Raw genomic sequence first — 25,507 nt, 5'->3', positions numbered from 1 at the left:
GACCTGGCCGGGTCCAGATGCTGCCGAACAAGTGGTCGACTGTGAGGTCGAAGTATGCGTCGCCTTCGATATTGGGCATCTCCCAGCCGTAGACCTCGTTCATCTTCTCGAGGCCTTTGCGGCGCTGTTCGTCCATCACGCCTCCTTGGGTTTGCTTTCCGGGTGCGGTACGCCGAGTCCGGCCGCCAGGTGTTGCAAAGCCAATTCGGCCAACGGCAGATCGACCGATACCGCCTCACCGAGCGCCAACGCCAAGCTCAAGTCCTTCTCTCCCAGACCGCGCGTGTGCTCCATCATCGGGCGTAGCGGATCGTCGGGTTCCAGCGCCGCACTCGTGTTGCGGAACATGATCGCGGAGGGACCGCCGGTGAGGGCGTCACTGTGCCGCACCACTTTGGCCAATGCCCGCAGGCTCAACCCGCTGGCTTCGGCCAGCTTCTCGGCTTCGGCAGCGGCGGCATACGACACGAAGGTAAGCATGTTGCGGGCCAACTTCATTCGGGTGCCCGCACCCGGTTCACCGGCACGGATCACCAGCGACGCCCACCTGGAGAACGGCTCTTTGATCCGCTGGAACGTTTCTTCGTCGGCACCGACCATGGTGGCCAACTTGCCCTCGGCGGCCGCACCGGCACCGCCGCTGACCGGCGCGTCGATCACATGGACGCCTTGCGGCTCCAATTGACGCGCCAAGTCCTCGGCGGTGGTGTAGCCGATGGTGGAGTGGATCGCAATCACGGTGCCGGCCTTGACGTGTGCGGCCAGCCCGTCCGCCCCGGTGATCACCTCGCGCACCTGCTCGTCGTTGAGCACCGTGATGCTGATGATGTCGGCCTGGGCGACCTCGGACAACCCGGCGGCGGCGGTGGCGCCGCAGTCGACGAACGGAATCATGGCTTCGGTGCGGACGTCAAATACCGTCAGCCCGCCCGGCCAGTCGACCAGGCGCTTGGCCATCGGCGCGCCCTGGTTACCCAGACCGATGTATCCCAACCGTGGCGTCGGCGCAGTGTGGGTCATGACCGGAAGATCTGTCCGCCGTCGACATTGAAGATCTGCCCGGTGATCCACGACGCCTGATCGCTGAGCAAGAACAGGCACATCCCGACCAGATCCGCCGGGGTGCCCATCCGCGACAAAGGAAGTCCCTTGACGATGTCATCGACGATTTCCTGCGGCGTCGTCGTACGGTTGGCCTCGGTGTCGATGGGTCCGGGGGCGATGGCGTTGATCCGGATGTTCTGTCCGCCCAGTTCCCGGGAAAGTTGTTGGGTCAGGCCGTTGATGCCGACCTTGGCCAGACCGTAGAAGTTCGCGTACAACCACGCCGCGGTGGACGACTGATTGACGATCGCGCCGCCGCCGCGCTTGGCCATCTTCCTGTACACCGCGCGGGTGCACCACAGTGCACCGTCGAGGTTCACACTCATGAACCGCTTGTAGTACTCGGGATCCACGGTCAGCAGGAAGTCCAGTTTCATGCCTCCGAAGATCGCGGCGTTGTTCACCAGGTAGTCGATGCCGCCGAATTCGGCCAAGGTGCGATCGGCCATCGCCTTGGCCGATCCGGGGTCGGACACGTCGACCGGAACGCTGATCGCCGTTCCCCCGTCGGCGACAATTTGTTTCGCCACGCCTTCAGCCGCCTCGGCGTTGATGTCGGCCACCACGACCGCCGCGCCCTCCCGAGCCAGGGCTTCGACGTATGCCTGACCGATGCCCCCACCGGACCCGGTGACGATGGCTACCTTGTTATCGAACTGGCCCACCCGTACTCCTTTGCGGTTGTCTAATGTGCCGCTGTCGCAATGGCTTTGATTTCCATATACTCTTCGAACCCGGCCAGACCCATTTCCCGGCCGTTGCCAGACTGCTTGTACCCGCCAAACGGCATGTCAGCCGAATACCAGACGCCGCCATTGACGTTGACCGTGCCGACCCGCAACCGCGCCGCGACCTGTGCGGCCCGTTCCGGGTCGGCGCCGAACACCGTTCCAGACAAGCCATAAGCCGAGTCGTTGGCGATCCGGACCGCGTCGTCGTCGCCGTCGTGCGCGATCACGGTCAGCACCGGCCCGAAAATCTCCTCCCGGGCCGGCCGGGCGGTGTTGTCCAGACCGGCAATCACAGTGGGCTCGATGAAGAAACCGACGTCACGGTCCGCGGGCCGGCCACCACCGCAGGCGAAGCTTCCCCCTTCCGCGACGGCCAGGTCGAGATAGCCCTGCACGCGGTCGCGCTGTCGCCCGGAAATCAAAGGGCCGCAGATTGTTCCGGAGTCGGTGGGGTCACCGGGTTTGATGCCCGACATGGTTCCCGCCGCAATGGACACCGCCTCGTCATAGCGGGCTCGCGGCACCACGAGCCGAGTGGTGATCGCACACCCTTGCCCCGCGTGCATGCAGACCGAGAACGCCGCAACTCCAACCGCTGCGCCCAGATCCGCGTCGTCGAGCACGATGAACGCCGACTTGCCGCCCAGTTCGAGAAACACTTTCTTGATTGTCGCCGCGGCGTCGGACATCACGCTGCGACCGGTTGCGGTGGAGCCGGTGAACGAGACCATGTCCACCCGCGGGTCTTTGGCCAGCAGGGCCCCGACGCTGTGGTCGCTGGAGGTGACGATGTTGACCACGCCCGGCGGGATGTCGGTGTGTTCGGCGATGATCTCGCCCAAAACTGCCGCACACCAAGGGGTGTCTGGTGCCGGCTTGAGAACGACGGTGTTGCCGGCAGCCAGCGCAGGACCCAGTTTCGCGAGGTTGATCTGGTGCGGGAAGTTCCAGGGGGTGATGGCGCCGACGACCCCGACGGCTTCCCGCACCACGGTGCGCCGAGTGGGAATGCCCATCGGAGCCGCCTCGCCCAAATCTTGCCGCCACGAATAGGATTCGGCCGTCTGGGCCGCGAAGGCCAGGTCGTTGACCGGTCCTTCCAACTGGGCGATCGACGTCAGCATGCGCGGGGCGCCGACTTCGGCGATGGTGAGTTCTCGCAGCTCTTCGATATGTTGCTGCAGCGCATCCCGCAGTTGCCGCACACACCGGACCCGCAGGTCAGTGTTGCGCGACCAGTCGGTGTCGTCGAAGGCACGCCGCGCGGCATCGATGGCGCGGCTCATGTCCGCGGCATCGGCGTCGGCGGCGGCGCCCAGCACCTCCTCGGTCGCCGGGTTAACCGTCGGGAACGTTCCAGCGCTGCCCTCGGTCAGTTTGCCGTCGATGAACAGCGCACTCACGCCGTTGGCCAATAACGCCATAACCAGCTCCATCCAGTTGGACACTTGTCCGGTATGCCCCTGCGAACCATAGCCCTGGCGCCCTTCGGGGTGCAAGAGCCCAGCGTCCCGCCCGAGCCAACGACACCCGCGTAACGCCCGTCACCTGCCCGTTTGCGCCACGGGGTTGCTTCGGCCACCGGCCATCCTTTAGCTTGGACATGTGTCCAGCGATGCACTGCTGAGCGTCACAACCCCCGCCGGGCAGCCGACGGGATCAGCGCCGCGCAACCGCCGCCAGGAAGAGACCTTCCGCAAGGTGTTGGCGGCCGGGATGGAGACGCTGCGAGAAAGCTCGTACGCCGATTTGACGGTGCGCATGGTGGCCGCGCGCGCGAAGGTAGCGCCGGCCACTGCCTACACGTACTTCTCGTCGAAGAACCATCTGATCGCCGAGGTATATCTGCACCTGGTACGGCAAGTGCCGTATTTCACCGACGTCAACCAGCCCATGCCCGTGCGAGTGGACCAGGCGCTGCGGCATCTGGCCCTGGTGGTAGCCGACGAGCCGGAGGTCGGAGCCGCCTGCACAGCGGCGTTGCTCGGCGGTGCAACCGACCCTGCGGTGCGTGCCGCCCGCGACCGGATCGGCGCGGAGATTCACCGCCGCATCGCCTCGGCCATCGGGCCCGGCGCCGAGCCGGTAACGGTATCCGCTTTGGAGATGGCGTTTTTCGGCGCGCTCGTGCAGGCGGGCAGCGGTGAGTTCACCTACCACGAGATCGCCGACCGGTTGGCCGGAGTTGTGCACCTGATCCTGGCTGGTTCCGCAAACGACCAGGAGGGCAACCAATGACCGTCAGCGTGGGCGATCCCGAGCTGATCCTGGACCCCTACGACTACGACTTCCACGAGGACCCCTACCCGTACTATCGGCGGCTACGCGACGAGGCGCCGCTGTATCGCAATGAGCAACTCGGCTTCTGGGCGGTGTCGCGACACAGTGACGTGCACCGGGGTTTCCGCAACAGCACCACGCTGTCCAACCGCGACGGCGTCTCGCTGGATCCGGTGTCCCGCGGCCCGCACGCGGCGAAGACGATGTCTTTCCTGGCGATGGACGACCCGGCGCATCTGCGGCTGCGCACCTTGGTGTCAAAAGGGTTCACGCCACGCCGGATTCGTGAACTCGAGCCGCGGGTCACCGAACTCGCGACACAGCATCTGGACGTCATGCTGGAGCAGGCCGGTTCTGGAACCGTCGACTACGTCGCCGAATTCGCCGGCAAGCTGCCAATGGACGTCATCTCCGAACTGATGGGTGTCCCGGTGGCCGACCGCGACCGCATCCGCGCGATGGCCGACGGCGTCATGCACCGCGACGACGGCGTCAACGATGTGCCCGCCTCGGCGATCGAAGCGTCGATCAACCTGATCGTCTACTACCAGGGCATGATCGAGGAGCGCCGCAAGAAGTTGACCGATGATTTGACCTCCGCGCTGCTGGAAGCCGAAATCGACGGCGACCGGCTCACCGACGAGGAAGTCCTCGGCTTCATGTTCTTGATGGTCATCGCGGGCAACGAGACGACAACGAAATTGCTTGCCAACGCCGCATTTTGGGGTCATCGCAACCCCGAGCAGCTGGCTCCCCTCTACACCGACCTGGGGCAGATTCCGCTGTGGGTGGAGGAGACCTTGCGCTACGACACGTCCAGCCAAATCCTGGCTCGCACCGTGTCCGGCCCGCTCGAGCTCTACGGCACCACTATTCCGGAAGGCGACGTGCTGTTGCTGCTGCCGGGCTCGGCCCATCGGGACGAGCGGGTGTTCGACAACCCCGACGACTACGTCATCGGGCGCGAGACGGGTTCGAAATTACTCAGTTTCGGCAGCGGAGCGCACTTCTGCCTGGGCGCCCATCTGGCGCGGATGGAAGCGCGGGTAGCGCTCACCGAACTGTTCAAGCGAATCCGCGGCTATGAAGTCGACGAGGCCAACGCCGTCCGAGTCCACTCCAGCAACGTCCGCGGATTCGCCCACCTGCCGATCACCGTGGAGGCCAAGTAAATGCCCCGCTTCGAACCGCTGCCCGAACGACGCCCCACCATCGTGGCCGGCGCATCGTCGGGTATTGGTGAGGCAACCGCCATCACTCTCGCAGCGCACGGCTTCCCGGTCGCCCTGGGTGCTCGCCGGGTCGAGAAGCTCAACGACATCGTCGGCAAGATCAACGCCGAGGGCGGCGAGGCCGTGGGCTTTCATTTGGACGTCACCGATCCGAATTCGGTGAAGTCTTTCTTCGCGCAGTCAACCGATGCTCTCGGAGACATCGAGGTGCTGGTCGCCGGGGCGGGTGACACCTATTTCGGCAAGCTCGCCGAGATCACCACCGACGAGTTCGAGTCGCAGCTGCAGATTCATCTGGTCGGTGCGAACCGGCTTGCCACAGCGGTGCTGCCGGGCATGCTCGAGCGACAGCGCGGCGACCTCATCTTCGTGGGTTCCGATGTGGCACTTCGCCAGCGCCCGCATATGGGTGCCTATGGTGCCGCCAAGGCGGCGCTGCTGGCGATGGTGACCAACCTGCAGATGGAACTCGAGGGGACCGGCGTCCGGGCCTCGATCGTGCACCCGGGGCCGACGAAGACGTCGATGGGTTGGAGCCTGCCGGCCGACAAGATCGGCCCTGCGCTGGAGGACTGGGCGAAGTGGGGGCAAGCACGCCACGATTACTTCCTGCGCGCCGCGGACCTGGCCCGGGCCATCACGTTCGTGGCCGAGACACCGCGCGGTGGCTTCATCGCGAACATGGAGTTGCAGCCCGAAGCCCCGCTGGCCGCGATCAAAGAGCGGCAGCAGCTGAAAGTCGATGAGAAAGCCCTGAATTCATGACCTCAACAGCGGTGGTGCCGCGCGTTTCCGGCGGCGAGGACGAGCACGGCCACCTCGAAGAATTCCGCACCGACCCAATCGGTTTGATGCAGCGAACCCGCAGCGAGTGCGGTGACGTCGGCGCATTCCAACTCGCGGACAAGCAGGTCATCCTGCTGTCCGGGGCGAACGCCAACGAATTCTTTTTCCGTTCCGCCGACGAGGATCTCGACCAGGCCGAGGCCTATCCCTTCATGACGCCGATCTTCGGCAAGGGCGTCGTTTTCGACGCCAGCCCCGAGCGGCGCAAAGAGATGCTGCACAACTCGGCGCTGCGTGGCGAGCAGATGAAGGGTCATGCGACCACCATTGAGGGTGAAGTGAAGCGGATGATCGCCGACTGGGGCGACGAAGGCGAAATCGACTTGCTCGACTTCTTCGCCGAGCTCACCATCTACACGTCGACGGCCTGCCTGATCGGCCTGAAGTTTCGCAACCAACTGGACTCCCGGTTCGCCCACTACTACCACGAGCTGGAACGCGGCACCGACCCGTTGTGTTACGTCGACCCCTACCTGCCGATCGAAAGCTTCCAGCGCCGCGACCAGGCCCGCAAGGACTTGGTGGCGTTGGTGCAGGACATCATGAACCAGCGAGCTGCCAACCCGCCCAAAGACAAAGCGGACCGCGACATGCTCGACGTGTTGGTGTCGATCAAAGACGAGGAAGGCAACGCCCGGTTCTCCGCCGACGAGGTGACGGGCATGTTCATCTCATTGATGTTCGCCGGCCACCACACCAGTTCCGGTACGTCGGCGTGGACATTGATCGAACTGATCCGCCACCCCGACACCTACGCCGAAGTCCTCGCCGAACTGGAAGACCTCTACGCCGACGGCCAGGAGGTCAGTTTCCACGCGCTGCGCCAGATTCCGAAGCTGGACAATGTGGTCAAGGAAACCCTGCGCCTGCATCCGCCGCTGATCATCCTGATGCGTGTCGCCAAAGGCGACTTCGAAGTGGAGGGCTTCCCGATCCGCAACGGGGACTACGTCGCCGCGTCTCCGGCGATCTCCAACCGCATCGCCGAAGACTTCCCCGACCCCGATGCCTTCAATCCCGACCGGTACGACAAGCCGGAGCAAGCCGACATTGCCCACCGCTGGACTTGGATCCCGTTCGGCGCCGGCCGACACCGTTGCGTCGGCGCGGCATTCGCCACCATGCAGATCAAGGCGATTTTCTCGGTGTTGTTACGCGAGTACGAATTCGAGATGGCCCAACCGGCCGACAGCTATCGCAACGACCACTCCAAGATGGTGGTGCAGCTGGCCCGGCCCGCCAAGGTGCGTTACCGCAAGCGTGGCGTTTGAAGGAGTAATGACCGTGGGCGCGTATCGAATTCAAGTGGATCTGGAGCTGTGCCAGGGGCACGCCATGTGCGAACTGGAAGCACCGGATTACTTCAGTGTGCCCAAGCGGGGCAAGGTCGAGATCCCCGACCCCGAACCACCCGAAGACGCCCGCGACGAAATCGAGCGGGCCGTCCAAATGTGCCCTACCCAAGCACTATTGATCGAAGAGAAAGAAGATTGACCGATGGCGTCACACTCACGGGAAGCACTCGAAGACTGGGTCGAGCGCTGGCTGGAGGCCAACCGCGCGGCCGAGCGCGAGGGCGACTGGAAGGTCCTCGCCGACTTCTATGCCGATGACGCCACCTACGGCTGGAACATCGGACCCAAAGAGGACGTGATGTGCGTCGGCATCGACGAGATTCGCGACATCGCGCTGGGCTTGGAAATGGAAGGTTTGGAGAACTGGCAGTACCCCTATCAGAAGGTCATCATCGACGACAAGCAGGGCGAGATCGTCGGCTTCTGGAAACAGGTGGCCACCGACGCCGACGGTTCGAAGTCGGAGATCTATGGCATCGGCGGTAGCTGGTTCCGGCTCAACGCCGACGCCAAGATCGAGTGGCAACGCGACTTCTTCGACTTCGGCCACGTCCAGGCCCTGTATTTGGACCTCATGAAGGCCGGGAAGCTCTCCCCAGGCATGCAGCGGCGCATCGAGCGCAGCCTGGCCGGTGAGAAGCTGCCCGGCTACTACCCGCTCGGCAAGACGCCCGTCCCGATCTGGTGAGCGGGACGTCGGGTTCGACAAGGCCCAACCAAGCATTTGATTTGTTCCACCGCTATGCTGACGCAACAAGAGTGCCGCGTGGCACTCGTCACCACCGTGCCCGGCAAGATGGGGCCAGGCACTTCCAATTCAAAGGCGAAATGGGGTCAGGTCCAACGTGAAGACAAAAGGCGCTCTGATCTGGGAGTTCAACCAGCCCTGGTCCATTGAGGACATCGAGATCGGTGACCCGCAGAAAGACGAGGTCAAGATCCAGATGGAGGCGGCCGGTATGTGCCACTCCGACCATCATCTGGTGACCGGTGGGATCCCGATGGCGGGCTTCCCGGTGTTGGGCGGACACGAGGGCGCCGGCATCGTGACCGAGGTCGGCCCCGGCGTGGAAGACATCGCCCCCGGGGATCACGTGGTCTTGTCGTTCATCCCGTCGTGCGGCCAATGTCCGACGTGTCAGTCCGGCATGCGCAACCTGTGTGACCTGGGCGCCGGCTTGCTGGCCGGCGCGGCGGTCAGCGACGGCACCTTCCGGATCCAGGCCCGCGGCCAGAATGTGTTTCCGATGACGCTGCTGGGCACCTTCTCGCCGTACATGGTGGTGCACCGCAGCTCGGTGGTGAAGATCGACCCGTCGGTACCGTTCGAGGTGGCCGCGCTGGTCGGCTGCGGCGTCACCACCGGCTACGGTTCGGCGGTCCGCACCGCCGACATTCGCCCGGGCCAGGACGTCGCCATCGTCGGCGTCGGCGGCGTCGGTATGGCCGCCCTGCAGGGCGCGGCCGCTTCCGGGGCCCGCTACATCTTCGCCATCGACCCGGTGGAATGGAAGCGCGACCAGGCGTTGAAGTTCGGCGCCACCCACGTCTATCCCGACATCAACGCCGCGTTGATGGGCATCGCCGAGGTGACCTACGGTCTGATGGCCCACAAGGTGATCGTGACGGTCGGTGAACTACACGGCTCGGACATCGACAACTACCTCAACATCACCGCCAAGGGCGGCACCTGCGTGGCGACGGCCATCGGCAGCTTGATGGATACCAACGTGACGTTGAACCTCGCCATGTTGACGCTGATGCAGAAGAACCTGCAGGGCACCATCTTCGGCGGCGGCAACCCGCAGTACGACATTCCGCAACTGCTGTCGATGTACAAGGCCGGCAAGCTCAACCTGGACGACATGGTCACCACCCAGTACCGCCTCGAGCAGATCAACGAGGGTTACCAGGACATGTTGGACGGCAAGAACATTCGCGGCGTGATCCGCTACACCGACGCCGACCGCTAAGCGGCTCGGCACCGCGCGTGGCCGGCTTCGCGCACCTGCTGGCGCCGGGGCGCATCGGCGCCATGGCGGTGCGCAACCGGCTGGTCATGTCTCCGATGGAGACCATGTACGGGACGCCGGACGGGTTACCGTCGCAGCGCACGCGTGACTACTTCGCAGCGCGCGCCCAGGGCGGGGTCGGTCTGATCACGTTGGGCGCCACGGGTATTGACCATCAGCATCCCGAGACGCCCGGTGGTCTGCATCTCGCCACCGATGCCGCCGTGGCGGCGCACCGGGCGCTGGTCGACGTCGTGCACGAACGCGGTGCCAAGATCCAGCCGCAGATCGTGCACGCCGGACCCGACGGGCTGGGACCGGAAATGTTCGGCGTAACGTCGCTGGGACCGTCGGTCATTCCCTCCTACCTCACGGGTCGGCCGTCGGTGGAGATGACCGCGCGACAACTCACCGAGGTATTCGACTTGTTCAAGGCCGCCGCGCGCCGTGCGGTCGAGGCCGGCTACGACGGTATCGAACTGCACGCCGCCCACGGCTACATGCTGTTGGGTTCTTTCTTGGCGCCGCAACGTAACCGGCGCACCGACGACTACGGCGGCTCCGCGCGCGGCCGGTTGCGGGCGGTGCTCGAAGTGCTGGCCGCGATCAGGGCGGAGATCGGTGATGCGCTGCCGATCACGCTGCGCATCTCCGGGTACGAACGCGTCGCCGGTGGTCGAGCGATCTTCGAAACCCCGAGGATCGCAACCGAACTCGTCGCCGCCGGGGTGGACGCGTTTCACGTCAGCGGTGGGGTGATCGACCGGCTGGTGACCGGCATGGTCAACGGCGCCGATGACGGTGACGAGGTCAACGTTGGCGCGGCGGCCGCGGTCAAGCAGGTGGTAGACGTGCCGGTGATCGCGGTGGGACGCATTCACGACCCGGTGCGAGCCGAACGCATCCTGGCCGCAGGGCGCGCCGATTTCGTCGCCATGGGACGGCCCCTGCTGGCCGATCCGGACTTGCCGCGCAAGCTGGCCGATGGTCAAGCGCACCGGGTCCGCAAGTGCATCTCGTGTGAAAACTGCATTGACGCAATGGAACAACGCTTCTCGGTGGACTGCGCCGTCAATCCTCGGACCGGCAAGGAACGAGAACTGGCCGCTCCCCGCGCGCCGCATGGCAAACGGGTAGTGGTCATCGGCGGCGGCCCGGCCGGACTGGAGGCGGCCCGGGTGGCCGCCGAACGCGGTCATCGGGTCACCCTGTTCGAACGTGCCGGGCAGTTGGGCGGCGCGCTGCGCTGGGCATGCGTCCTGCATCCGGAGAACCAACCGTTCCTGCACTATCTGCGCCAGGAGATCCGGCTAAGTCCGGTGCAGGTCGAACTGCGCCAACACGTCTCGGCCCCGGACACGGTGGCGTTAGCGCCGGATGCGGTGGTGGTGGCCACCGGCGGACACGTCGCGGTCCCCCACATTCCCGGAGCCGACCTGCCTCACGTGCTGACCGGTCCGGGGTTGCGCGAAGCACTGGGCGGGGGCGCGAACACGACGGACCCCACTTGGCAGCGGTTGGCGGCCCGGATGATGGCCGGCTGGCGGCAACGGTTGGTGCGCCCGGCGGCGCTGCGGTTGGCGACCCGCGCATGGATGCCGCTAGGTCGACGCGTGACCATCATCGGTGCGGATTTGGTCGCACTCGAACTCGCCGAATTCCTGGCCGGCCGAGGCCGCCTGGTGTCGATCTTGGAGTGTGGCAAAGACATCGCGCCCGAAGTGGGTAACAAGCGCAAGACCGAACACATGGACCGGCTGGACCGACTCGGCGTCACGGTGCACGTGCGGGCCGACGTCTCACGCATCAACCCCAGGGCAGTGGTGTTCACACCATCAGGGGGAAACCCTCGCGAACTGCCGGCCGACAGCGTCGTGCTGGCCGGAACGGTCGAACCAGACACCCGGTTGTTCGACGAATTGGTTACCGCCCTGCCTGGCACGCCGGTGCACGCCGCGGGCGACTGCAGCGGCCTGGGCCTGATCCGCAAAGCCACCGAGGACGGCGCGCGCGCCGCGTGTGCCATTTGACGAAGGAGAGGTAGCAATGACCCAAACCGTCCAATCCCCCGCGCTGACCGCGTCACAATCGTCGTGGCGCTGCGTGCAAGCCCACGACCGGGAGGGCTGGCTTGCGCTGATGGCCGACGACGTCGTCATCGAGGACCCGATCGGCAAGTCGGTCACCAATCCCGACGGCACCGGGGTGAAGGGCAAAGACGGCGTCGCCAATTTCTACGACACCAACATCGCCGCGAACAACTTGACCATCACCTGCGAGGAGACGTTCCCGTCCAGTTCTCCCCAGGAGATCGCACACATCTTGGTACTGGACAGCAAGTTCGAAGGCGGAGTCACCAGTTCGGTGCGCGGCGTGTTCACCTACCGCGTCAACGAGGCGGGCCTGATCACCAACATGCGCGGCTACTGGAACCTCGAGATGATGACCTTCGGTCAAGAAGGCTGAGCGCCGCTTCCGGTTGCCTGGTCGGCGCCGAAATTGCCCCCATGGTCGTCATCGCGGTTGCAACCGCAGCCATGCGGGCAATCTCGGCGGGCGCGGCGTCCCACCTATGCTGAACTCATGGCGTCGATCTTCACCAAGATCATCAACCGTGAGCTCCCCGGCCGGTTTGTCTACGAGGACGACGACATCGTCGCCTTCCTGACGATCGAGCCCATGACCCAAGGCCACACATTGGTGGTGCCGCGCAAAGAGATCGATCAATGGCAGAACATCGACCCACCGGTCTTCGCCCGGGTGATGGGCGTGAGCCAGTTGATCGGCAAGGCGGTGTGCAAGGCGTTCCAGGTCGACCGCGCCGGGGTGATCATCGCCGGGCTCGAAGTGCCGCATCTGCACGTGCACGTCTTCCCCACCCGCAGTCTGGGCGACTTCGGTTTCGCCAACGTCGACCGCAACCCGTCACCGGAATCGTTGGATGACGCACAGGCCAGGATCAAGGCTGCGCTGGCGCAGCTGACCTGAGCCACTCAGCTGACCGGTTCACCCACCTGGGCGGCGACGTCGCTGACGCGGGGCAGCGTGACCCGGAAACAGCAGCCCTCTCCGGGTGACGTGGTGACCGTGACCGCGCCGCCATGGGCCTTGACCAACGAGTCGACGATCGACAGTCCCAGTCCGGTGCCGCCGCTGGCCCGAGCGCGCGACGAGTCGGTGCGATAGAACCGCTCGAATATCCGTGAGGCGTCCTCTTGGCTCATGCCGGGTCCCTGGTCCGCGACTTCGAGTACCGCGTCGTCTTCGGAGGTACCGACCCGCACGGTGACGTCGGCGCTAGAGGGAGTGTGCTGCAACGCGTTGGCGACGAGGTTGCTGAGCACTTGGCGGATCCGCGGTTCGTCGCCGAGAACTTCCGGGGTGCCGGGGCCGTCGAGGACCTCGAGGGTGATCGTGCGTTTTGGGTCGATCGCGCGGGCGTCGTGCACCGCATCGCTGGCCAGCGCAAGCAAATCCACCCGATGGTGTTCCAGCGGGCGCTGCACGTCCAGGCGCGCCAGCATCAGCAAATCGTCGACGAGCAAGCCCATTCGGCTCGCTTCGCTCTCGATGCGCGAGAGCAGCATGGAGACGTCGCGCGCCGCGCCCTGCCGATACAGCTCAGCGAAGCCGCGAATGGTGGTCAGCGGCGTGCGCAATTCGTGGCTGGCATCGGTGATGAAGCGGCGCATGCGGTCTTCGGAACTGCGGGCCTTGTCGGCCGAGGATTCCGAAGACGCCAGCGCCTGTTGTATCTGGGCCAGCATCCCGTTGAGCGCCAACGACAGTCGACCCACTTCGGTGTGCGGATCCCGTTCCGGGACGCGACGGTCCAGTTGACCGGCCGCGATGGCCGCAGCGGTCTGTTCGACTTCGGACAGCGGCTTCAAGCTGCGCTGCACCACGCCATAGCCGACCAGGCCGACCACGACCAGAACCGCCGCCCCGATCCCCACCTGCAGCCAGACCAGCGCGCTGACGGTGTGCTGGACGTCGGACAAGTCGATGGCCACGGTGGTCAGACCACCGCGGGCTCCCCGCACGGTCACCGCGCGCCACTGGATGTCGGAATCGTTGACCGAGGACAGCGTCGTCGGGACGGGGCCGACGTCATTATCGATGGGCAGCGCGGGCTCGGCGTTGCGGTCGTTGATGGCGGTCATGGTGTGGCCGTCAGGGCTGATGCCGCGCACGTAGAACTTGGACGGCGGGCGGGCCGGGTCGGGGCCTTCGGCGTTGTTCAGCGTGTGCTTCCACGGCGTCTGCGCCCAGGTGCGCGACGCATCCAGCAGCGTGGAGTCGACCCGGTTGATCAGGCTCTGACGCAGGATCGAGGTGACGGCGACGCCCGAGGCCAGCAGACCGCACAGCACCAGCAAGAGGGTGGCTGCGACCAGGCCCACCCGCAGCGGGATTCCGCGTGATCGGCGTCCGGGCATGCTCTGCTACCTAGCCGATTGCAGCGAGCGCGCTCATCGCGGCTCCCGTAACACGTATCCCACACCACGCAGCGTGTGCAGCAGCCGCTTCTCACCGGTGTCGATCTTGCGCCGCAGGTAGGAGACATACGACTCGACGACGTTGACATCGCCGCCGAAGTCGTAGCGCCACACGTGGTCGAGGATCTTCGGCTTGCTCAGCACGGTGCCGGCGTTGATCACGAAGTACCGCAGCAGGGTGAACTCCGTGGGCGACAGCGACACCGGCTGCCCGGCCTTCCACACCTCGTGCGTTTCCTCGTCGAGTTCGATGTCGGCGAACGTCAGGCGAGCATTGCGCGGTTCGGCGCCGCCCTTGCCCGCCCGCCGCAAGATGACCCGCAGCCGGGCCACCACCTCCTCCAGGCTGAACGGCTTGGTCACGTAGTCATCGCCGCCCAGCGTCAACCCGGCGATTTTGTCCTGCAACGAGTCTCGTGCGGTGAGGAACAGCGCCGGCGCGTCGATGCCGTCGGCGCGCAACCGGCGCAACACCCCGAAGCCGTCCATCCCGGGCATCATCACGTCAAGGATCACCGCATCCGGGCGCGCTTCGCGGGCCCGATCGAGGGCCTGGGCGCCGTTGGTGGCCGTGAAGACCTCGAAGCCCTGAAATTTGAGGCTGACCGACAGCAGTTCGACGATGTTGGCCTCGTCGTCTACGACGAGTACGCGAGCTTCCGGCGCGGCGGTCTGCCCTGCGGTTCCGGTCGTCATGACATCCACTCTCCCGAAGAGTGGTTGAGCGTTTGCTGAACAATCATTGTGTACTTCCTGAAAGCCCGTTGCGAGTAGTCTGCAAGTAGTCTGCCAGGAATCATTGGAACAGCTTGGACCCGTACCGAAAAAATCGGGCCGCGTCACGAATAGACTCACAGGATGAACCTCGGCAAGAACCTCGTGGCCCTGGCGACCGCGCCGGCCCGGACCGGTTTAGCGGCCGCAGAAACCAGCCTCAACTTCGCGGGCGCGGCGGTTGGCCTGGCCAAGAAGGCACTCGGTGACCCCAGCGGTCCGCGCGGATCCAATGCGATGGCCAACATGCTCGGCATCGACGACGCGCTCGCCCGGGCCAACCGGCTGGCCCGGTTGCTGGACGAGGACATGCCACTGGGGCGCGCGATCGCCTCCGACGGACCGATGGACCGGTTGCTGCGTCCCGGCGGCTTGGTCGACCAGCTGACCCAGCCCGGCGGTTTGCTCGACCGCTTGACCGCCGAGGGCGGGGGGCTCGAGCGGGCCCTGCAGCCCGGCGGAGTGGCCGATCAATTGTTGGCCCCCGACGGGTTGATCGAGCGGGTGCTGGCCGAGGACGGCCTGGCCGACAAGTTGCTGGCCGAGGGCGGGCTGATCGACAAGCTGACCGCCAAGAACGGCCCGCTGGAGCAGTTGGCCGACGTGGCGGACACGCTGGCCCGGCTGGCACCCGGGATGGAGGCCCTCGAGCCGGCCATCGCCACCCTGCAGGAGGCCGTCATCGCGTTGACCATGGTGGTCAACCCGCTGAGCAATATCGCCGACCGCATCCCACTGCCGGGCCGCCGGGTGGCGCGCCGCTCGACAACGCGTCCGGTGCGCTCGCAGCGGATCATCGACGGGGAGTCGTGACCGGTTAGGCTGGCGACTGTTTTACCCGGCCTCCTTAGCTCAGTGGTAGAGCACTCGCCTTGTAAGCGAGCGGTCGTCAGTTCAATCCTGACAGGGGGCTCTACCCTTCGACCGCGTCAGTCGCGGCCGGCATCGATGATCCTGTTGGCTAGTTCATGGGGGTTGGTGAAGAAACCTTCGTGGCCGCCGGGCATTCGCAACATGCGGTGCAGGCCCAGTCGGTCCGCCATCTTCGGAAACCGGTGCCAACCCCACTCCCCGGGCACGATGGCCGAGTCTTCGGTGGGCAGCAGATAGCTACGTGGGATGTCCAGGGCGTAGAACTTCTTCAGGTTCAGCGGTTCGCTGAAGAGCCGGCTCGGTTGCGGCGACAGTCGCTCGTAGCAGCTGCGAGCCAACTCCAGACCGGCGTCGTTCATGAAGACCTCACGCCAAAGTCGGAACGGAAGCATCACTGTTGCGTCCGGCGATTCCGCCGCGAGGCTGGCGAATTCCTTGGCATGGTCGGGCGGAACATTGTCAACGAGCCGGTCACCGTCGTCGAGAACAAAACCGGCATAGAAGACCAGGCGTCGGATGCGACCGGGAATGGCTTCTGCCACTTTGCTTATCACGGTGCCGCCGAAGCTGTGGCCGACGAGAACGATGTCGGTCAAAGCTGTGTCGACGATGAAATCAACGATCGAGCGAGTGGAGTCGGCATGGCTGACTCGCTTGTCGACGCCCTTGCCATGCCCGGCGGCGGTAGGCGCGAAAGCGGTGTGGCCGAGGAACTCCAGACGTTTGATCACCTGATTCCAGCAGGAACCGTCGTGCCAGGCGCCGTGCACCAATACGTACGTTGTCATGACTGGGTAAACACTGGGTTCGGCACCTTTGATCGTCGGCCGGACAGGATCGACGGCTGGCCACCGCACGCGGGTACTGGTCTACCGACTCGGGACACCAACGGGGCCTCAACAAAGTCCCAAGGATTTTCCAAGGCCGGCACCGCAGGCTTCACTTCGACAACGACCACCAGTCCCCCGCGGAGTGACCTAGCAGGTGCATGATGAGCAACCTCCACACGATCGAATTGCACGGTGACCGCGTCGCCTACCGCGACGAAGGCACCGGCGAGGTGCTGTTGCTGATTCACGGCATGGGCGGCAACTCGAACAACTGGCGCAAGATGATCCCGGCCTTGTCCAAGAACTACCGCGTCATCGCTCCGGATCTGCTCGGCCACGGCCAAACCGCCAAGCCGCGCGGCGACTACTCATTGGGCGCCTTCGCGGTGTGGTTGCGTGATTTCCTCGACGCGCTCGGTATCCCCCGAGTCACCGTTATCGGTCACTCCCTGGGCGGCGGCATCGCGATGCAGTTCACTCACCAGCACCGTGACTACTGCGAGCGGCTGATTCTGCTCAGCAGCGGCGGCCTCGGCGGCGAGGTGAACCGCGCCTTGCGGCTGTGCTCGCTGCCCGGTTCGGAATACGTTCTGCAAGTGGCCGCATCGAAACCGGTGATCACTGCCCGCAAGGCGATTTCGGCCCTGAAAAACGCCGACCGGGATCTGAGCGAGCACTGGGAAGCCCACACCGCATTGGCGAACCCCGAGAACCGGCAGGCGTTCCTGCGCACCCTGCGAGCCGTCGTGGACCGCCGCGGCCAGGCGGTCTGCGCGTTGAACCGCCTGCACGCCAACGCCAATGTGCCGGTGATGATCATCAGCGGTGACCAGGACCGGGTGATACCCATCGCGCATGCGTACGCGGCCCACCAAGCAATGCCGCACAGCCGACTGCACATCCTTGCCGGCGTCTCCCACCATCCACACACCGAACGTCCGGACGCGGTGGCCAGCCTTATCGACGACTTCGTGGGCGCCCAGCACCGCACGAGCGGCGCGGCTGACTCCCGACGCTCGGGCATGCGCTCGGAAGCTACCGTGCAGCGGATCAGCCGGCCACGCTCGCGGCACCTGCGCGTGGTCCGTCCCGCCGACGAATCTCGTTGCGGCTGAACGGGATCCTCGAATCGCTTACCCGCGCTAGCTCTTGCGGGACAGAAACGCTTGCATGTGCTGCTGCGGTTCTCCGGTCAGGAAAGCGAGGCCGAACTGCTCGACGCTGTCTTCGATGGCCCCGTGAATCGTCATGTCGAACCACTTGTTGAGCAGACGCTTCTGCTGGCGGACGGCGTGCGGGCCGAAGCCGCTCAATCGCGCAGTCAGTTCGTTGATGCGCGCGTCCAGTTCTCCGGTTGCCACCACTTCGTGCACCAGGCCCCACGATGCGGCGGTACCGGCGTCGATGGTCTCGCCGGTCAGCAGCAGCCACGCCGAGTGTGAGGCCCCGATCAATGCCGGCAGCAACGCGGAGTGAATGACCGATGGGATGCCGACGGCCACTTCCGGCATCCCGAATTTGGCGCCTGCCTCGGCGATCCGCAGGTCGCAACACACTGCGATCTCCAAGCCGCCGCCCAGACACCAGCCCGCCAACCGGGCGATGACAGGAACCGGGCACTGGCGAATCGCCTCGCACAATCCGGCAAGCCGGCGAATGAACACTTCACCACTGGACCGGTCCAGGGTCACCATCTCGTTGATGTCGGCGCCGCCGATGAACGCCTTCTCCCCCGCGCCGCGCAGCACGACAACCCGCACGTCGGGATCGTGACTGATGGCGCGGAAAGCGTCGGTCAACGCGTCGATGGCCGGGCTGCCGACGATGTTGAGCGGTTTGGAGCTGATCAGTTCGATGGTGACCACCCCACCGGTGCGGTCGACTTCGACGAAGCGAATCTCCGTCGGGCTCATACGCCGACCAAATCCCGCGCGACCGCCCCGGGGAAGTGCGTCACTGCCCCGCCGATCTGGTCGACGCCGTCGCGCACTGCGCTGAGGATGGTGGTCGGATCTGCGGTAAGCAGCGACGTCCCGATGTCGTAGACGGCGTATTGGGGCGCGGTGATCAGGTTGCGCACGTCGACGAAAAGCTTGGTCGGTAGTGACGGCGGGCCGACGGGTACGCCGTCCCAGCTCACCAAGTTCCAGCCGCCGTTGGGATCACCCTGCACCACCACGGTGCCCACATTGGGCAGCACCGGATGAGTGAGCATGAGCCAGAAGTCGGGGTTGTTCACGTTCATCATGGTCCCTGCCTCGATGGTGAAAGCGCTGGAATACGCCACCGAGGTGTTGCTCGCGACCGGATGCGCCAGGGCATTGCCGTAGATGGTCTGCAGCGCGCTGGTGAACCCTCGGTTGAACACTATCCCGTTGATATCGGTGGACCCCGGGGCCAGCATCGGGAAGAGGGGGAAGCCGAGCGTCCACGCGACCGGACCGGCCAGGTACAACAAGCCCGCCGGACTGATCTGCGGTAGGCCGTCGAAGTAACCGGCGCTGATCTCATTGAGCCCAGGCAGCACACCGAACGAATTGGTCAGCGCCGCAGCCGTTTGTTGCGTCCTGATCAGCTCTGATGCGAAGACGCCGGCGTAGTCACTACTCGACCCGAACGCAGCGGCGATGGCCTGGGACTGCGCTAGCCCCAATTGATTGAGCGGCAATCCCGGGATGGCGGTGTCGATCCAGCCGGCGGCGTTGGCTGCCGTCTGGCCGTGCCGGACGAAGTCGATGACGATCGACTGCCCGGTACCGCCCGCGCCGGCTCCAGCCCCGCCGGTGCCGACGAACCAGCCGCCGCGCCCGGTCGGCGCGGTTCCGGCCCCGAGCCCACCGTCGCCGAACAGCAAGGCCTGACCGCCGGCACCGCCGAATCCTCCGGTACCGCCCGGGCCGCCGTTGCCCATCAGCCAGCCGCCGGCGCCACCCAGACCGCCGGTCCCACCACCGAACCCGGCCCCGCCGGGGCCCCCGTTGCCGATCAGGCCGGCGTTGCCGCCGTTGCCGCCGGCCGTGATTCCCCCCGTCGGGCTGTAACCGGCGCCGCCGTCGCCGAACAACAGCCCGCCGGCGCCGCCGGTGGGAGCCGCCGCGGTACCTGCGGCACCGTTGCCGATCAACGGGCGGCCGAGCAGCACGTTGGTCGGCGCATTGAGGACCGGATCGAGCGCCAAGCCCAGCGGGCTGTGGATCCAAGCTTGACCGGCCGTATGCACCGGGTCATAGACCCAGGTCTGGAACCCGGCCGCGATGGCGGCCTCGGCGCCGGCATACGACGCGGCCGCCGCGCTCAAGGCTCCCACGAACTGTTCGTGATACGCGGCTGCCTGCGCAGCCACCACCTGGTACTCCTGCGCATGCGCGCCGAACAGTGTCGCAATGGCCGCGGAGACCTCGTCAGCGGCCGCGGCCACCACCCCGGTCGTCGGCAACGCTGCAACCAGGTTGGTGGCGCTGATCACCGAACCGATCTGCGCTACCTCGGTCGCGACGGTCTCCAGAATGGCCGGCGCGACGAGCACGGCTGACATCGGCTACCCCCGGTGGTATGGCGTATAGCCATCATGGAGGCGAACGCCAGAAAAATGGCGAGAATCGCTCCAATGTCCGGTCGGCCGTGTCGGCCCGTCAATAGCCGGTCAGTACAGAGGAACCCAGACTCCGAAGAACCAGTACCCCCAACCGCCGTATCGCCAGTTGAAGACTGGGAAGACGGTGAAGGTGTTGTAGTTGAACCGGCCGAAGTCGTTGCGCCCGTACCCGACGTCGCGCGGTGCACCGTAGTACGGCCGGTTCCAGCCACCAGGAGGCGGCGGGCCGTTCCAGCCACCGGGAGGCGGCGGGCCGAACCAGTTTGGCGGCGGGTGGCCGGGAGCCGGGCCGTCATTCCAGCCGAAGCCTCGCTGCCGCGGTGGCGGTGGCGCCCCCCGGCCGGGGTAGGCGAAGCCGTATGCATCGGTGGGACCGCCGAACTGGTTGCTGGCCCGCTCCAGGTTCGCCCGCGGGATGTACGGCGGGTGCGGGGGCTGTGTCGGCTGGGCGTTGAGGATCACGTTGATCTGGATGGCCGCCGCCGCAGAGGTGTTGGTCGTCGTCTGGCCGGCGGATGTGGTGGTCGCCGAGTTCGGCGCCGTCGACGTCTGTCCGGCCGGAGTGGTGGTCTGCCCGCTCGGCGAGGTGGTGGTTTGTCCGCCCGTCACCGTGGTGGTTTGTCCCGTCGACGGCGTTGTCTGCGATGCCGGCGGCGTGGTCGTCTGCGAGGCAGGCTGGGTCGTCGTCGGCGCCGTCGTGGTCGGCGCGGCGGTCGTGGTCTGCGGAGCCGCCGTCGTGGTTTGTGGCGCGGCGGTGCTGGGCGGCTGGGTGGTCGCCGGCGCCGTCGTTTGCGGCTCCTGACTTTGCGTCTTGGGCGCAGTGGTAGCCGGCGCCGGTGTTGCCGACGTCTCGGGCGCCAAGGGCAGGGATGGAATCATCGGAGCCGAATTGGCCGACGGATCCAGCGTCAACGCGGCGACCAAGCTGGCCGCGACCGCTGCCGCGCTGACAACACGTTTCATGGGCATAGCTGCGTCCCCTCCTGGGCTTGGCCTCGATACGCCTGCGCTACGGGCAGGTCACACTCATCTCGAAGGATTTGGTCACCGACTGCGGCTGGTCCGGATTGCTCATGTCGACACCTGACGCGGTGCCTTTGATGCCGTAGGCCTTGCCGTCCACCGCCGCACCGGCGTTGGTGCCTTGATTCGGTGCGGCGTCGGAGAATCCCAGCGTGATGCCGTTGACGGCACCCAGCCCGACCGAGTGGACAATGGGCGGGTTGTCGGTGCTGACCACCGCGCCGATGCCGTTCGCCTCATCACCGATGCCGATGCTGATGTTGTTTCCCGACGTCGTGCAGGTCACCGGTCCCGAAACGTTCACCGGCTGGCCGTCGACGACGACCTTTGGCGCCGGCGCGGCCGGCGGGGCGCTAGAGGAACCCTGGTCCGACTTCTTGCTGGAACAGCCGGCGCAGGCCGAGGCGACGACGGCCGCGCTGACCACTCCTACCAAAACCCCACGCTTCACCACTGCTTTTCCTGTCACTGGTGCCGCTCACCCTTCGTGTCGTGGCCGCGTCCGCCGAACACACATTTTCTCCGCGGGTACCCAACGGGCAACATTACAAACCAAGTTGGCCAACACAGTGTGCTGGTGCTGACTGCCGGTATGCAAGCCGTTGTTCTTCAGTGCCGACGAGCGCGGGCGGTGTATGGCCGCCGACGCCGACAGAGCGACCGGCGCGAACCTCATTTCCCGTGGCGCTCAAGGAAATTCAGCACCGCTTCGGCGAAGATGTCGTTGCGGTCACCGGCGACCATGTGGCCTGCACCGCGGACATCGGTGAACTCTACCTGCGGGAAGCGCGCCAGGAACTCATCGGCGCTGTCCTGGCTGACCAAGTCACTCATCTGGCCGCGGATGAGCAACATCGGAACCCCGTCGCGCAGAATCGTTTCCACCGCGGCATACATCCGATCGACGTCGGTGACCTCGATCGGCGGGAAAGCCGCTGTGCCGCTGATGAATTGCGGATCCCAGTGCCAGTACCACCGATCGCCGCGACGGCGCAGGTTGGTGGTCAGGCCCTGCAGATCGGTGGGTCGGGGCCGATGCGGATTGTATTCGGCGATCGCGTCAGCGACTTCTTCGAGCGACCCGAATCCCGATTTGACGCGGTCTGCCATGAAGGCATGGATCCGGTTGGCCCCGGACTGGTTCATGTTGGGCACGATGTCGACCAGCACGACGGCACTGGCGACACCCGGTGCACGCTCCCCGGCCAGCAGCATCGAGGTGAACCCACCCAAGGATGCGCCCACCAACACCGGTTCCGGCGGGAGCGTTCGCAACACTTCCTGCACGTCTGCGGCGAAGCTGGCGACGCGGTAGTCACCGTCGCTAGACCAATCCGATTCGCCGTGGCCCCGCAAGTCGACCGTGACGGCCTGCCAACCGCGCTTGGCCACCGCAGCCGCGGCCCGCCCCCACGAGCGGCGGGTCTGCCCGCCACCGTGCAGGAACACCACCGCTCGGGATCGCGGATCGCCGAGACGGTCCGCCACGATGCGCAGGCCGCCCGTTCCGTAGGTGGTGAAGCGTTCGGAAGCCATCAAGGCATGTTAGGACGGCGATGAGGTCGACTTGGTGTGGCGGGCGGTTGCTGCCGCGCCAGGCCGGTGGCCGCTCAGCCGGCGCACCACCGGAAGCAACTCGCCGTCTCGCCCCGGTGCGAAGAGGCCGATGACGACGGCTGCCGCCGCGACGATGACGGCCATCACCAGGTACGAGGAGTTGGTCGCCGCGACGAAGGCGTCCCGACTGCGTTCAGCTAGTTGAACACCCTGCGGCCCAAGCTGTTCGGCGACGGCAAGCGCTTTCGACAGTGAATCGGAGACAGACGTTCGCACCGGTTCGGGAACGGCGGTCAAAGCGGTGGCGATGTGACGGCTATAGCTTCCGGCCAGAATCGAACCCGCCAAGGCGATACCTAGTGCGCCGCCGACCTCGCGGGTCGCGTCGTTGACCGCCGAGGCGACACCTTGCTTCTGATCGGGCGCGGCGGTCATGATCGCCGAAGTCGTTGGCGCCGTGCATAGCCCGAAGCCGGCGCTGATCACCAGCAGCGGCCAGCAGATCTGCGGGTAGGACGAATCGGCGTCCAGCGTGCACATGCACAAGAAGCCCGCCGATACCAGCACCATGCTCGCCACAACCACTGCCCGAAGACCCAACCTGGGCAAGTACCACGAAGACAATATCGACAGGGTAAGCAGCGGCAGCGCCATCGGACTCAACGCGAATGCCGCCACAAGTGCGGAATAGCCCTTGACTTGCTGCAAGTACTGGATGACCAGGAAGAACAGTGCGAAGGTGGCCAAGAACACGACGGTGATGGCCGCTGCCCCGGTCCGAAAGTGCGGATCGCGGAACAGCCGGATGTCCAGCAGCGGCCGCGCCCGCCTCATTTCGATGAGGCCGAACACTGCGGCGAGCACTACCCCGGCCGTCAAGCAGCAGAAGACGCGCGGATTGCTCCACCCGTAGCTCGGCGCCTGCAAGATGCCGAAGACGAAAATCGCGACCGCTGCGCCGATGCTGACCGCGCCGGGCAAGTCGAGACGCGGCGCGTCCTCGTCCCGTGATTCGGCGATCGTCAGCGTCAGCACGAACACGACCACACCGCCGATGGCCAACGTCCAGAAAATCGCTTTCCAATCGAAGAATCTGATCAGCATGCCGGTGCCCAGAAGTCCAATCAGACCGCCCGATCCGGCGACTCCTGCCCAGATGCCAACCGCCTTGGTGCGCGCTTCCGGTGGGTAAGCAACCGTGAGCAACGACAGGGTCGCCGGCATGACGAACGCCGCCCCTGCGCCCGCCATTCCACGAGCCGTGATGATCTGCACTGGGGTGTCAAACACCAGCGGCGCCGCTGACGCGATCGCAAAAATGGCTACGCCAACCAGCAGAGCGCTGCGGCGTCCATACCGGTCACCGATCGCACCGGCCGGCAGCAGCAGACACGCTAGCAACAGTGTGTAGCTGTCAACGATCCATGTCAGTTGCGTCTGTGTGGCCGAGGTAGCGAGGGCGATGTCCTTCAACGCGGTATTCAGCGCCACCATGGACGCGATCACCAGAGAAACTCCGGCACAGGCGATGAACAGGGTCCAACCACGTCGCGCCCGCGACCCTCGAGCAAAGGAATCCGACGATTGGTCGACTCGCCGGACAGCCCCGACCGCTGAATCGGTCATCGGCGTCCTCCCGCATCGGCCGTGGCATTCTGAGACTATCGGTCTCTAAACGAGACTAACAGTTCAATACGGCCGTGCAGTAGCGGACGAATGCCGACTGCAAGCTAGCCGGTCAGCCGCCCCGTGATCCGCTTGCGGACTTGAACAAACCGACCACGCGCCGACCGATCTGGCCGAGGAAGCCGCCGCCCTGTTGCTGGCTGTCTTTGATCCGGTTGAGCGTCTGTTCGCCTTCTTTTGCGTAGTCCTTGACCGATTCGTCGCCTTCTTCAGCGCGCATCTTCGCCTCCGTTTCTCGTCTGCTATTCCGGTGTCACCCGCTCCGGCGGATCGGCTGGCGAGAGCCGCTCGGGCGGCTCCGCCGGCGTCAACCGCTCAGGCGGTTCCGAGGGTGTCAGCCGCTCCGGCGTTTCTCCCGGCGTACCCCGTTCCGGCGTTTGGGGATCAGTCACGATCACTCCTGTGTTCGGGTTCCAGGCTGCCTACCCGTCGACCCCGGGGTCCCAAACGGTATTCGATCGCGATCACACCGTGGCGACGCGAGTCACCCTCCGGAGCGAGTGAATTTCATCTCGTAGTTGCCGCCCTTGCAGGCGCTTCCCGATTCGTCCTTGAAACCGTTACCGGTGAGCACCGCGATCGGGTCGTGCGGCGGTTCTGGCAGCGGGAAGGTGCCGTTGATCTTGACGTGCGATGTGCCGCCGGCCGGGCAGGAGGCGTCGTACTCGTCGTCGCGCGTCCACTCGTTATTGGCGAATTGCAACAATTGCGTGCCGCTGGTGCCGTTGCGGACGAATCGGCTCAGGCACCGGTCACCCGTGCGCAAGCAGATGGTGTCGACGTTGTAGTCGCCTTCCTGCGGCTTGGGCGCACCAGGACCGGTGTATGTCGTCACCTGGTGGTAGAAGCCGTGCAGTCCCTGCGCCGGGGACACCACGCGCGCCGGTTGGTCGGCCGGGTTGCTCAGGCTGGCGACGTCGGCGTCTCCGGAGCGGGTGAAAGTGACTTTACGTTTGCTGTAGCAGCCGATGGAGTCGGTGATCCACTCCCCGTCCATGCTGCCGTCCGCGCGGGGTTGCAACCAGACGTAGTTCCACTTCTCGATGGACTTGTCATTGCATTTCCCCCCTTCCAGGATTACCGCGATCCAGCGTCCCCGCACGTCGTCGA

Annotated in this window: 26 protein-coding genes, 1 tRNA gene and 2 pseudogenes; 13 read left to right on the top strand and 16 right to left on the bottom strand. The window is 65.6% G+C overall.

Annotated elements, in window-relative coordinates; genetic code table 11:
- From A9W95_RS22430 to A9W95_RS22415, 4 genes and pseudogenes are all read right to left on the bottom strand, one after another.
- Window positions 1–136, bottom strand: a pseudogene (locus A9W95_RS22430) (carboxymuconolactone decarboxylase family protein); the annotation flags it as partial.
- Window positions 136–1,020, bottom strand: a complete 885-nt coding sequence (locus A9W95_RS22425; protein ID WP_067417986.1) for an NAD(P)-dependent oxidoreductase — start codon at window positions 1,018–1,020, stop codon at window positions 136–138. The pseudogene A9W95_RS22430 and the gene A9W95_RS22425, both read right to left, overlap by 1 nt.
- Complete coding sequence (locus A9W95_RS22420) at window positions 1,017–1,769, bottom strand: SDR family oxidoreductase (RefSeq protein ID WP_067417984.1); 753 nt, start codon at window positions 1,767–1,769, stop codon at window positions 1,017–1,019. Before A9W95_RS22420 ends, A9W95_RS22425 begins: the two co-directional genes overlap by 4 nt.
- Before the next feature lie 20 nt (window positions 1,770–1,789).
- Entirely contained in the window at window positions 1,790–3,259 is a 1,470-nt protein-coding gene (locus A9W95_RS22415; protein ID WP_067418001.1) for an aldehyde dehydrogenase, read from the bottom strand.
- Window positions 3,260–3,440: 181 nt separating this feature from the next.
- On the opposite strand from A9W95_RS22415, the gene A9W95_RS22410 reads away from it, so the two are divergent.
- The 10 genes from A9W95_RS22410 (at window position 3,441) to A9W95_RS22365 (ending at window position 12,548) form a co-directional block, all read left to right on the top strand.
- A complete protein-coding gene (locus A9W95_RS22410) occupies window positions 3,441–4,073 on the top strand; it encodes a TetR/AcrR family transcriptional regulator (RefSeq protein ID WP_067417981.1) in 633 nt (210 codons plus the stop codon).
- A complete protein-coding gene (locus A9W95_RS22405) occupies window positions 4,070–5,287 on the top strand; it encodes a cytochrome P450 (RefSeq protein WP_067417978.1) in 1,218 nt (405 codons plus the stop codon). The genes A9W95_RS22410 and A9W95_RS22405 overlap by 4 nt, the downstream gene beginning before the upstream one ends.
- Window positions 5,288–6,112, top strand: coding sequence for an SDR family oxidoreductase (locus A9W95_RS22400; RefSeq protein WP_067417974.1), 825 nt, complete (start codon window positions 5,288–5,290; stop codon window positions 6,110–6,112).
- Window positions 6,109–7,464 (top strand): cytochrome P450, encoded by a 1,356-nt coding sequence (locus A9W95_RS22395; protein ID WP_067417972.1) that lies wholly within the window; start codon window positions 6,109–6,111, stop codon window positions 7,462–7,464. Before A9W95_RS22400 ends, A9W95_RS22395 begins: the two co-directional genes overlap by 4 nt.
- Window positions 7,465–7,471: 7 nt before the next feature.
- Complete coding sequence (locus tag A9W95_RS22390) at window positions 7,472–7,687, top strand: ferredoxin (protein ID WP_371328105.1); 216 nt, start codon at window positions 7,472–7,474, stop codon at window positions 7,685–7,687.
- 3 nt (window positions 7,688–7,690) lie between these two features.
- A complete protein-coding gene (locus tag A9W95_RS22385) occupies window positions 7,691–8,236 on the top strand; it encodes a nuclear transport factor 2 family protein (protein ID WP_067417969.1) in 546 nt (181 codons plus the stop codon).
- A 157-nt stretch (window positions 8,237–8,393) separates the two neighbouring features.
- A complete protein-coding gene (locus A9W95_RS22380) occupies window positions 8,394–9,521 on the top strand; it encodes an NDMA-dependent alcohol dehydrogenase (protein WP_067417966.1) in 1,128 nt (375 codons plus the stop codon).
- A 17-nt stretch (window positions 9,522–9,538) separates the two neighbouring features.
- The gene (locus A9W95_RS22375) at window positions 9,539–11,590 is read left to right on the top strand and encodes an FAD-dependent oxidoreductase (protein ID WP_067417963.1); all 2,052 of its coding nucleotides are present in this window, start codon (window positions 9,539–9,541) and stop codon (window positions 11,588–11,590) included.
- Between the two features lie 16 nt (window positions 11,591–11,606).
- The gene (locus A9W95_RS22370) at window positions 11,607–12,026 is read left to right on the top strand and encodes a ketosteroid isomerase family protein (RefSeq protein ID WP_067417960.1); all 420 of its coding nucleotides are present in this window, start codon (window positions 11,607–11,609) and stop codon (window positions 12,024–12,026) included.
- Between the two features lie 117 nt (window positions 12,027–12,143).
- Window positions 12,144–12,548: an HIT family protein gene (locus tag A9W95_RS22365; RefSeq protein ID WP_067417957.1), complete on the top strand. Its 405-nt coding sequence runs from the start codon at window positions 12,144–12,146 to the stop codon at window positions 12,546–12,548.
- A 5-nt stretch (window positions 12,549–12,553) separates the two neighbouring features.
- On the opposite strand, the gene A9W95_RS22360 is transcribed toward A9W95_RS22365, so the two are convergent.
- Together A9W95_RS22360 and phoP are read right to left on the bottom strand one after the other, a co-directional pair.
- Window positions 12,554–13,999 (bottom strand): cell wall metabolism sensor histidine kinase WalK, encoded by a 1,446-nt coding sequence (locus A9W95_RS22360; protein WP_067417954.1) that lies wholly within the window; start codon window positions 13,997–13,999, stop codon window positions 12,554–12,556.
- 33 nt (window positions 14,000–14,032) lie between these two features.
- Window positions 14,033–14,755 (bottom strand): two-component system response regulator PhoP, encoded by a 723-nt coding sequence (gene phoP, locus A9W95_RS22355; RefSeq protein ID WP_067417996.1) that lies wholly within the window; start codon window positions 14,753–14,755, stop codon window positions 14,033–14,035.
- A gap of 162 nt (window positions 14,756–14,917) precedes the next feature.
- On the opposite strand from phoP, the gene A9W95_RS22350 reads away from it, so the two are divergent.
- Complete coding sequence (locus A9W95_RS22350) at window positions 14,918–15,646, top strand: hypothetical protein (protein WP_067417951.1); 729 nt, start codon at window positions 14,918–14,920, stop codon at window positions 15,644–15,646.
- Window positions 15,647–15,674: 28 nt separating this feature from the next.
- Window positions 15,675–15,746 (top strand) — tRNA-Thr (locus A9W95_RS22345).
- Between the two features lie 16 nt (window positions 15,747–15,762).
- Here A9W95_RS22345 and A9W95_RS22340 read toward each other — a convergent pair.
- On the bottom strand, window positions 15,763–16,494 hold the full coding sequence (locus A9W95_RS22340; protein WP_067417993.1) for an alpha/beta fold hydrolase: 732 nt from the start codon (window positions 16,492–16,494) through the stop codon (window positions 15,763–15,765).
- A gap of 203 nt (window positions 16,495–16,697) precedes the next feature.
- Here A9W95_RS22340 and A9W95_RS22335 point away from each other — a divergent pair, with 203 nt between their 5' ends.
- A complete protein-coding gene (locus A9W95_RS22335) occupies window positions 16,698–17,651 on the top strand; it encodes an alpha/beta fold hydrolase (protein ID WP_082983271.1) in 954 nt (317 codons plus the stop codon).
- A 27-nt stretch (window positions 17,652–17,678) separates the two neighbouring features.
- On the opposite strand, the gene A9W95_RS22330 is transcribed toward A9W95_RS22335, so the two are convergent.
- From A9W95_RS22330 to A9W95_RS27360, 9 genes and pseudogenes are all read right to left on the bottom strand, one after another.
- Entirely contained in the window at window positions 17,679–18,449 is a 771-nt protein-coding gene (locus A9W95_RS22330; RefSeq protein ID WP_067417944.1) for an enoyl-CoA hydratase, read from the bottom strand.
- Window positions 18,446–20,071 carry a PE domain-containing protein gene (locus A9W95_RS22325; protein WP_067417941.1) on the bottom strand — a complete coding sequence of 542 codons (1,626 nt, stop codon included), beginning with the start codon at window positions 20,069–20,071 and terminating at the stop codon, window positions 18,446–18,448. The genes A9W95_RS22330 and A9W95_RS22325 overlap by 4 nt, the downstream gene beginning before the upstream one ends.
- Window positions 20,072–20,179: 108 nt before the next feature.
- Window positions 20,180–21,094: an MAP_0585 family protein gene (locus A9W95_RS28110; protein WP_067417938.1), complete on the bottom strand. Its 915-nt coding sequence runs from the start codon at window positions 21,092–21,094 to the stop codon at window positions 20,180–20,182.
- A 46-nt stretch (window positions 21,095–21,140) separates the two neighbouring features.
- Window positions 21,141–21,605, bottom strand: a complete 465-nt coding sequence (locus tag A9W95_RS22315) for a lipoprotein LpqH (RefSeq protein WP_067417990.1) — start codon at window positions 21,603–21,605, stop codon at window positions 21,141–21,143.
- Between the two features lie 221 nt (window positions 21,606–21,826).
- Window positions 21,827–22,690 (bottom strand): alpha/beta fold hydrolase, encoded by an 864-nt coding sequence (locus tag A9W95_RS22310; protein WP_216638191.1) that lies wholly within the window; start codon window positions 22,688–22,690, stop codon window positions 21,827–21,829.
- A gap of 9 nt (window positions 22,691–22,699) precedes the next feature.
- Window positions 22,700–24,337, bottom strand: a complete 1,638-nt coding sequence (locus A9W95_RS22305) for an MFS transporter (RefSeq protein WP_067417935.1) — start codon at window positions 24,335–24,337, stop codon at window positions 22,700–22,702.
- 112 nt (window positions 24,338–24,449) lie between these two features.
- Window positions 24,450–24,617 (bottom strand): hypothetical protein, encoded by a 168-nt coding sequence (locus tag A9W95_RS27370; RefSeq protein WP_172826687.1) that lies wholly within the window; start codon window positions 24,615–24,617, stop codon window positions 24,450–24,452.
- A gap of 22 nt (window positions 24,618–24,639) precedes the next feature.
- The gene (locus A9W95_RS27365; RefSeq protein WP_172826686.1) at window positions 24,640–24,789 is read right to left on the bottom strand and encodes a hypothetical protein; all 150 of its coding nucleotides are present in this window, start codon (window positions 24,787–24,789) and stop codon (window positions 24,640–24,642) included.
- A gap of 92 nt (window positions 24,790–24,881) precedes the next feature.
- Window positions 24,882–25,507, bottom strand: a pseudogene (locus A9W95_RS27360) (serine/threonine protein kinase); the annotation flags it as partial.

This window comes from Mycobacterium sp. 1423905.2 (genome assembly GCF_001673155.1).
In the GTDB taxonomy this organism is placed as follows: Bacteria; Actinomycetota; Actinomycetes; order Mycobacteriales; family Mycobacteriaceae; genus Mycobacterium.
The sequence above is the reverse complement of the archived record's forward strand: the minus strand, read 5'-3'. Positions and strand labels throughout refer to the sequence as shown.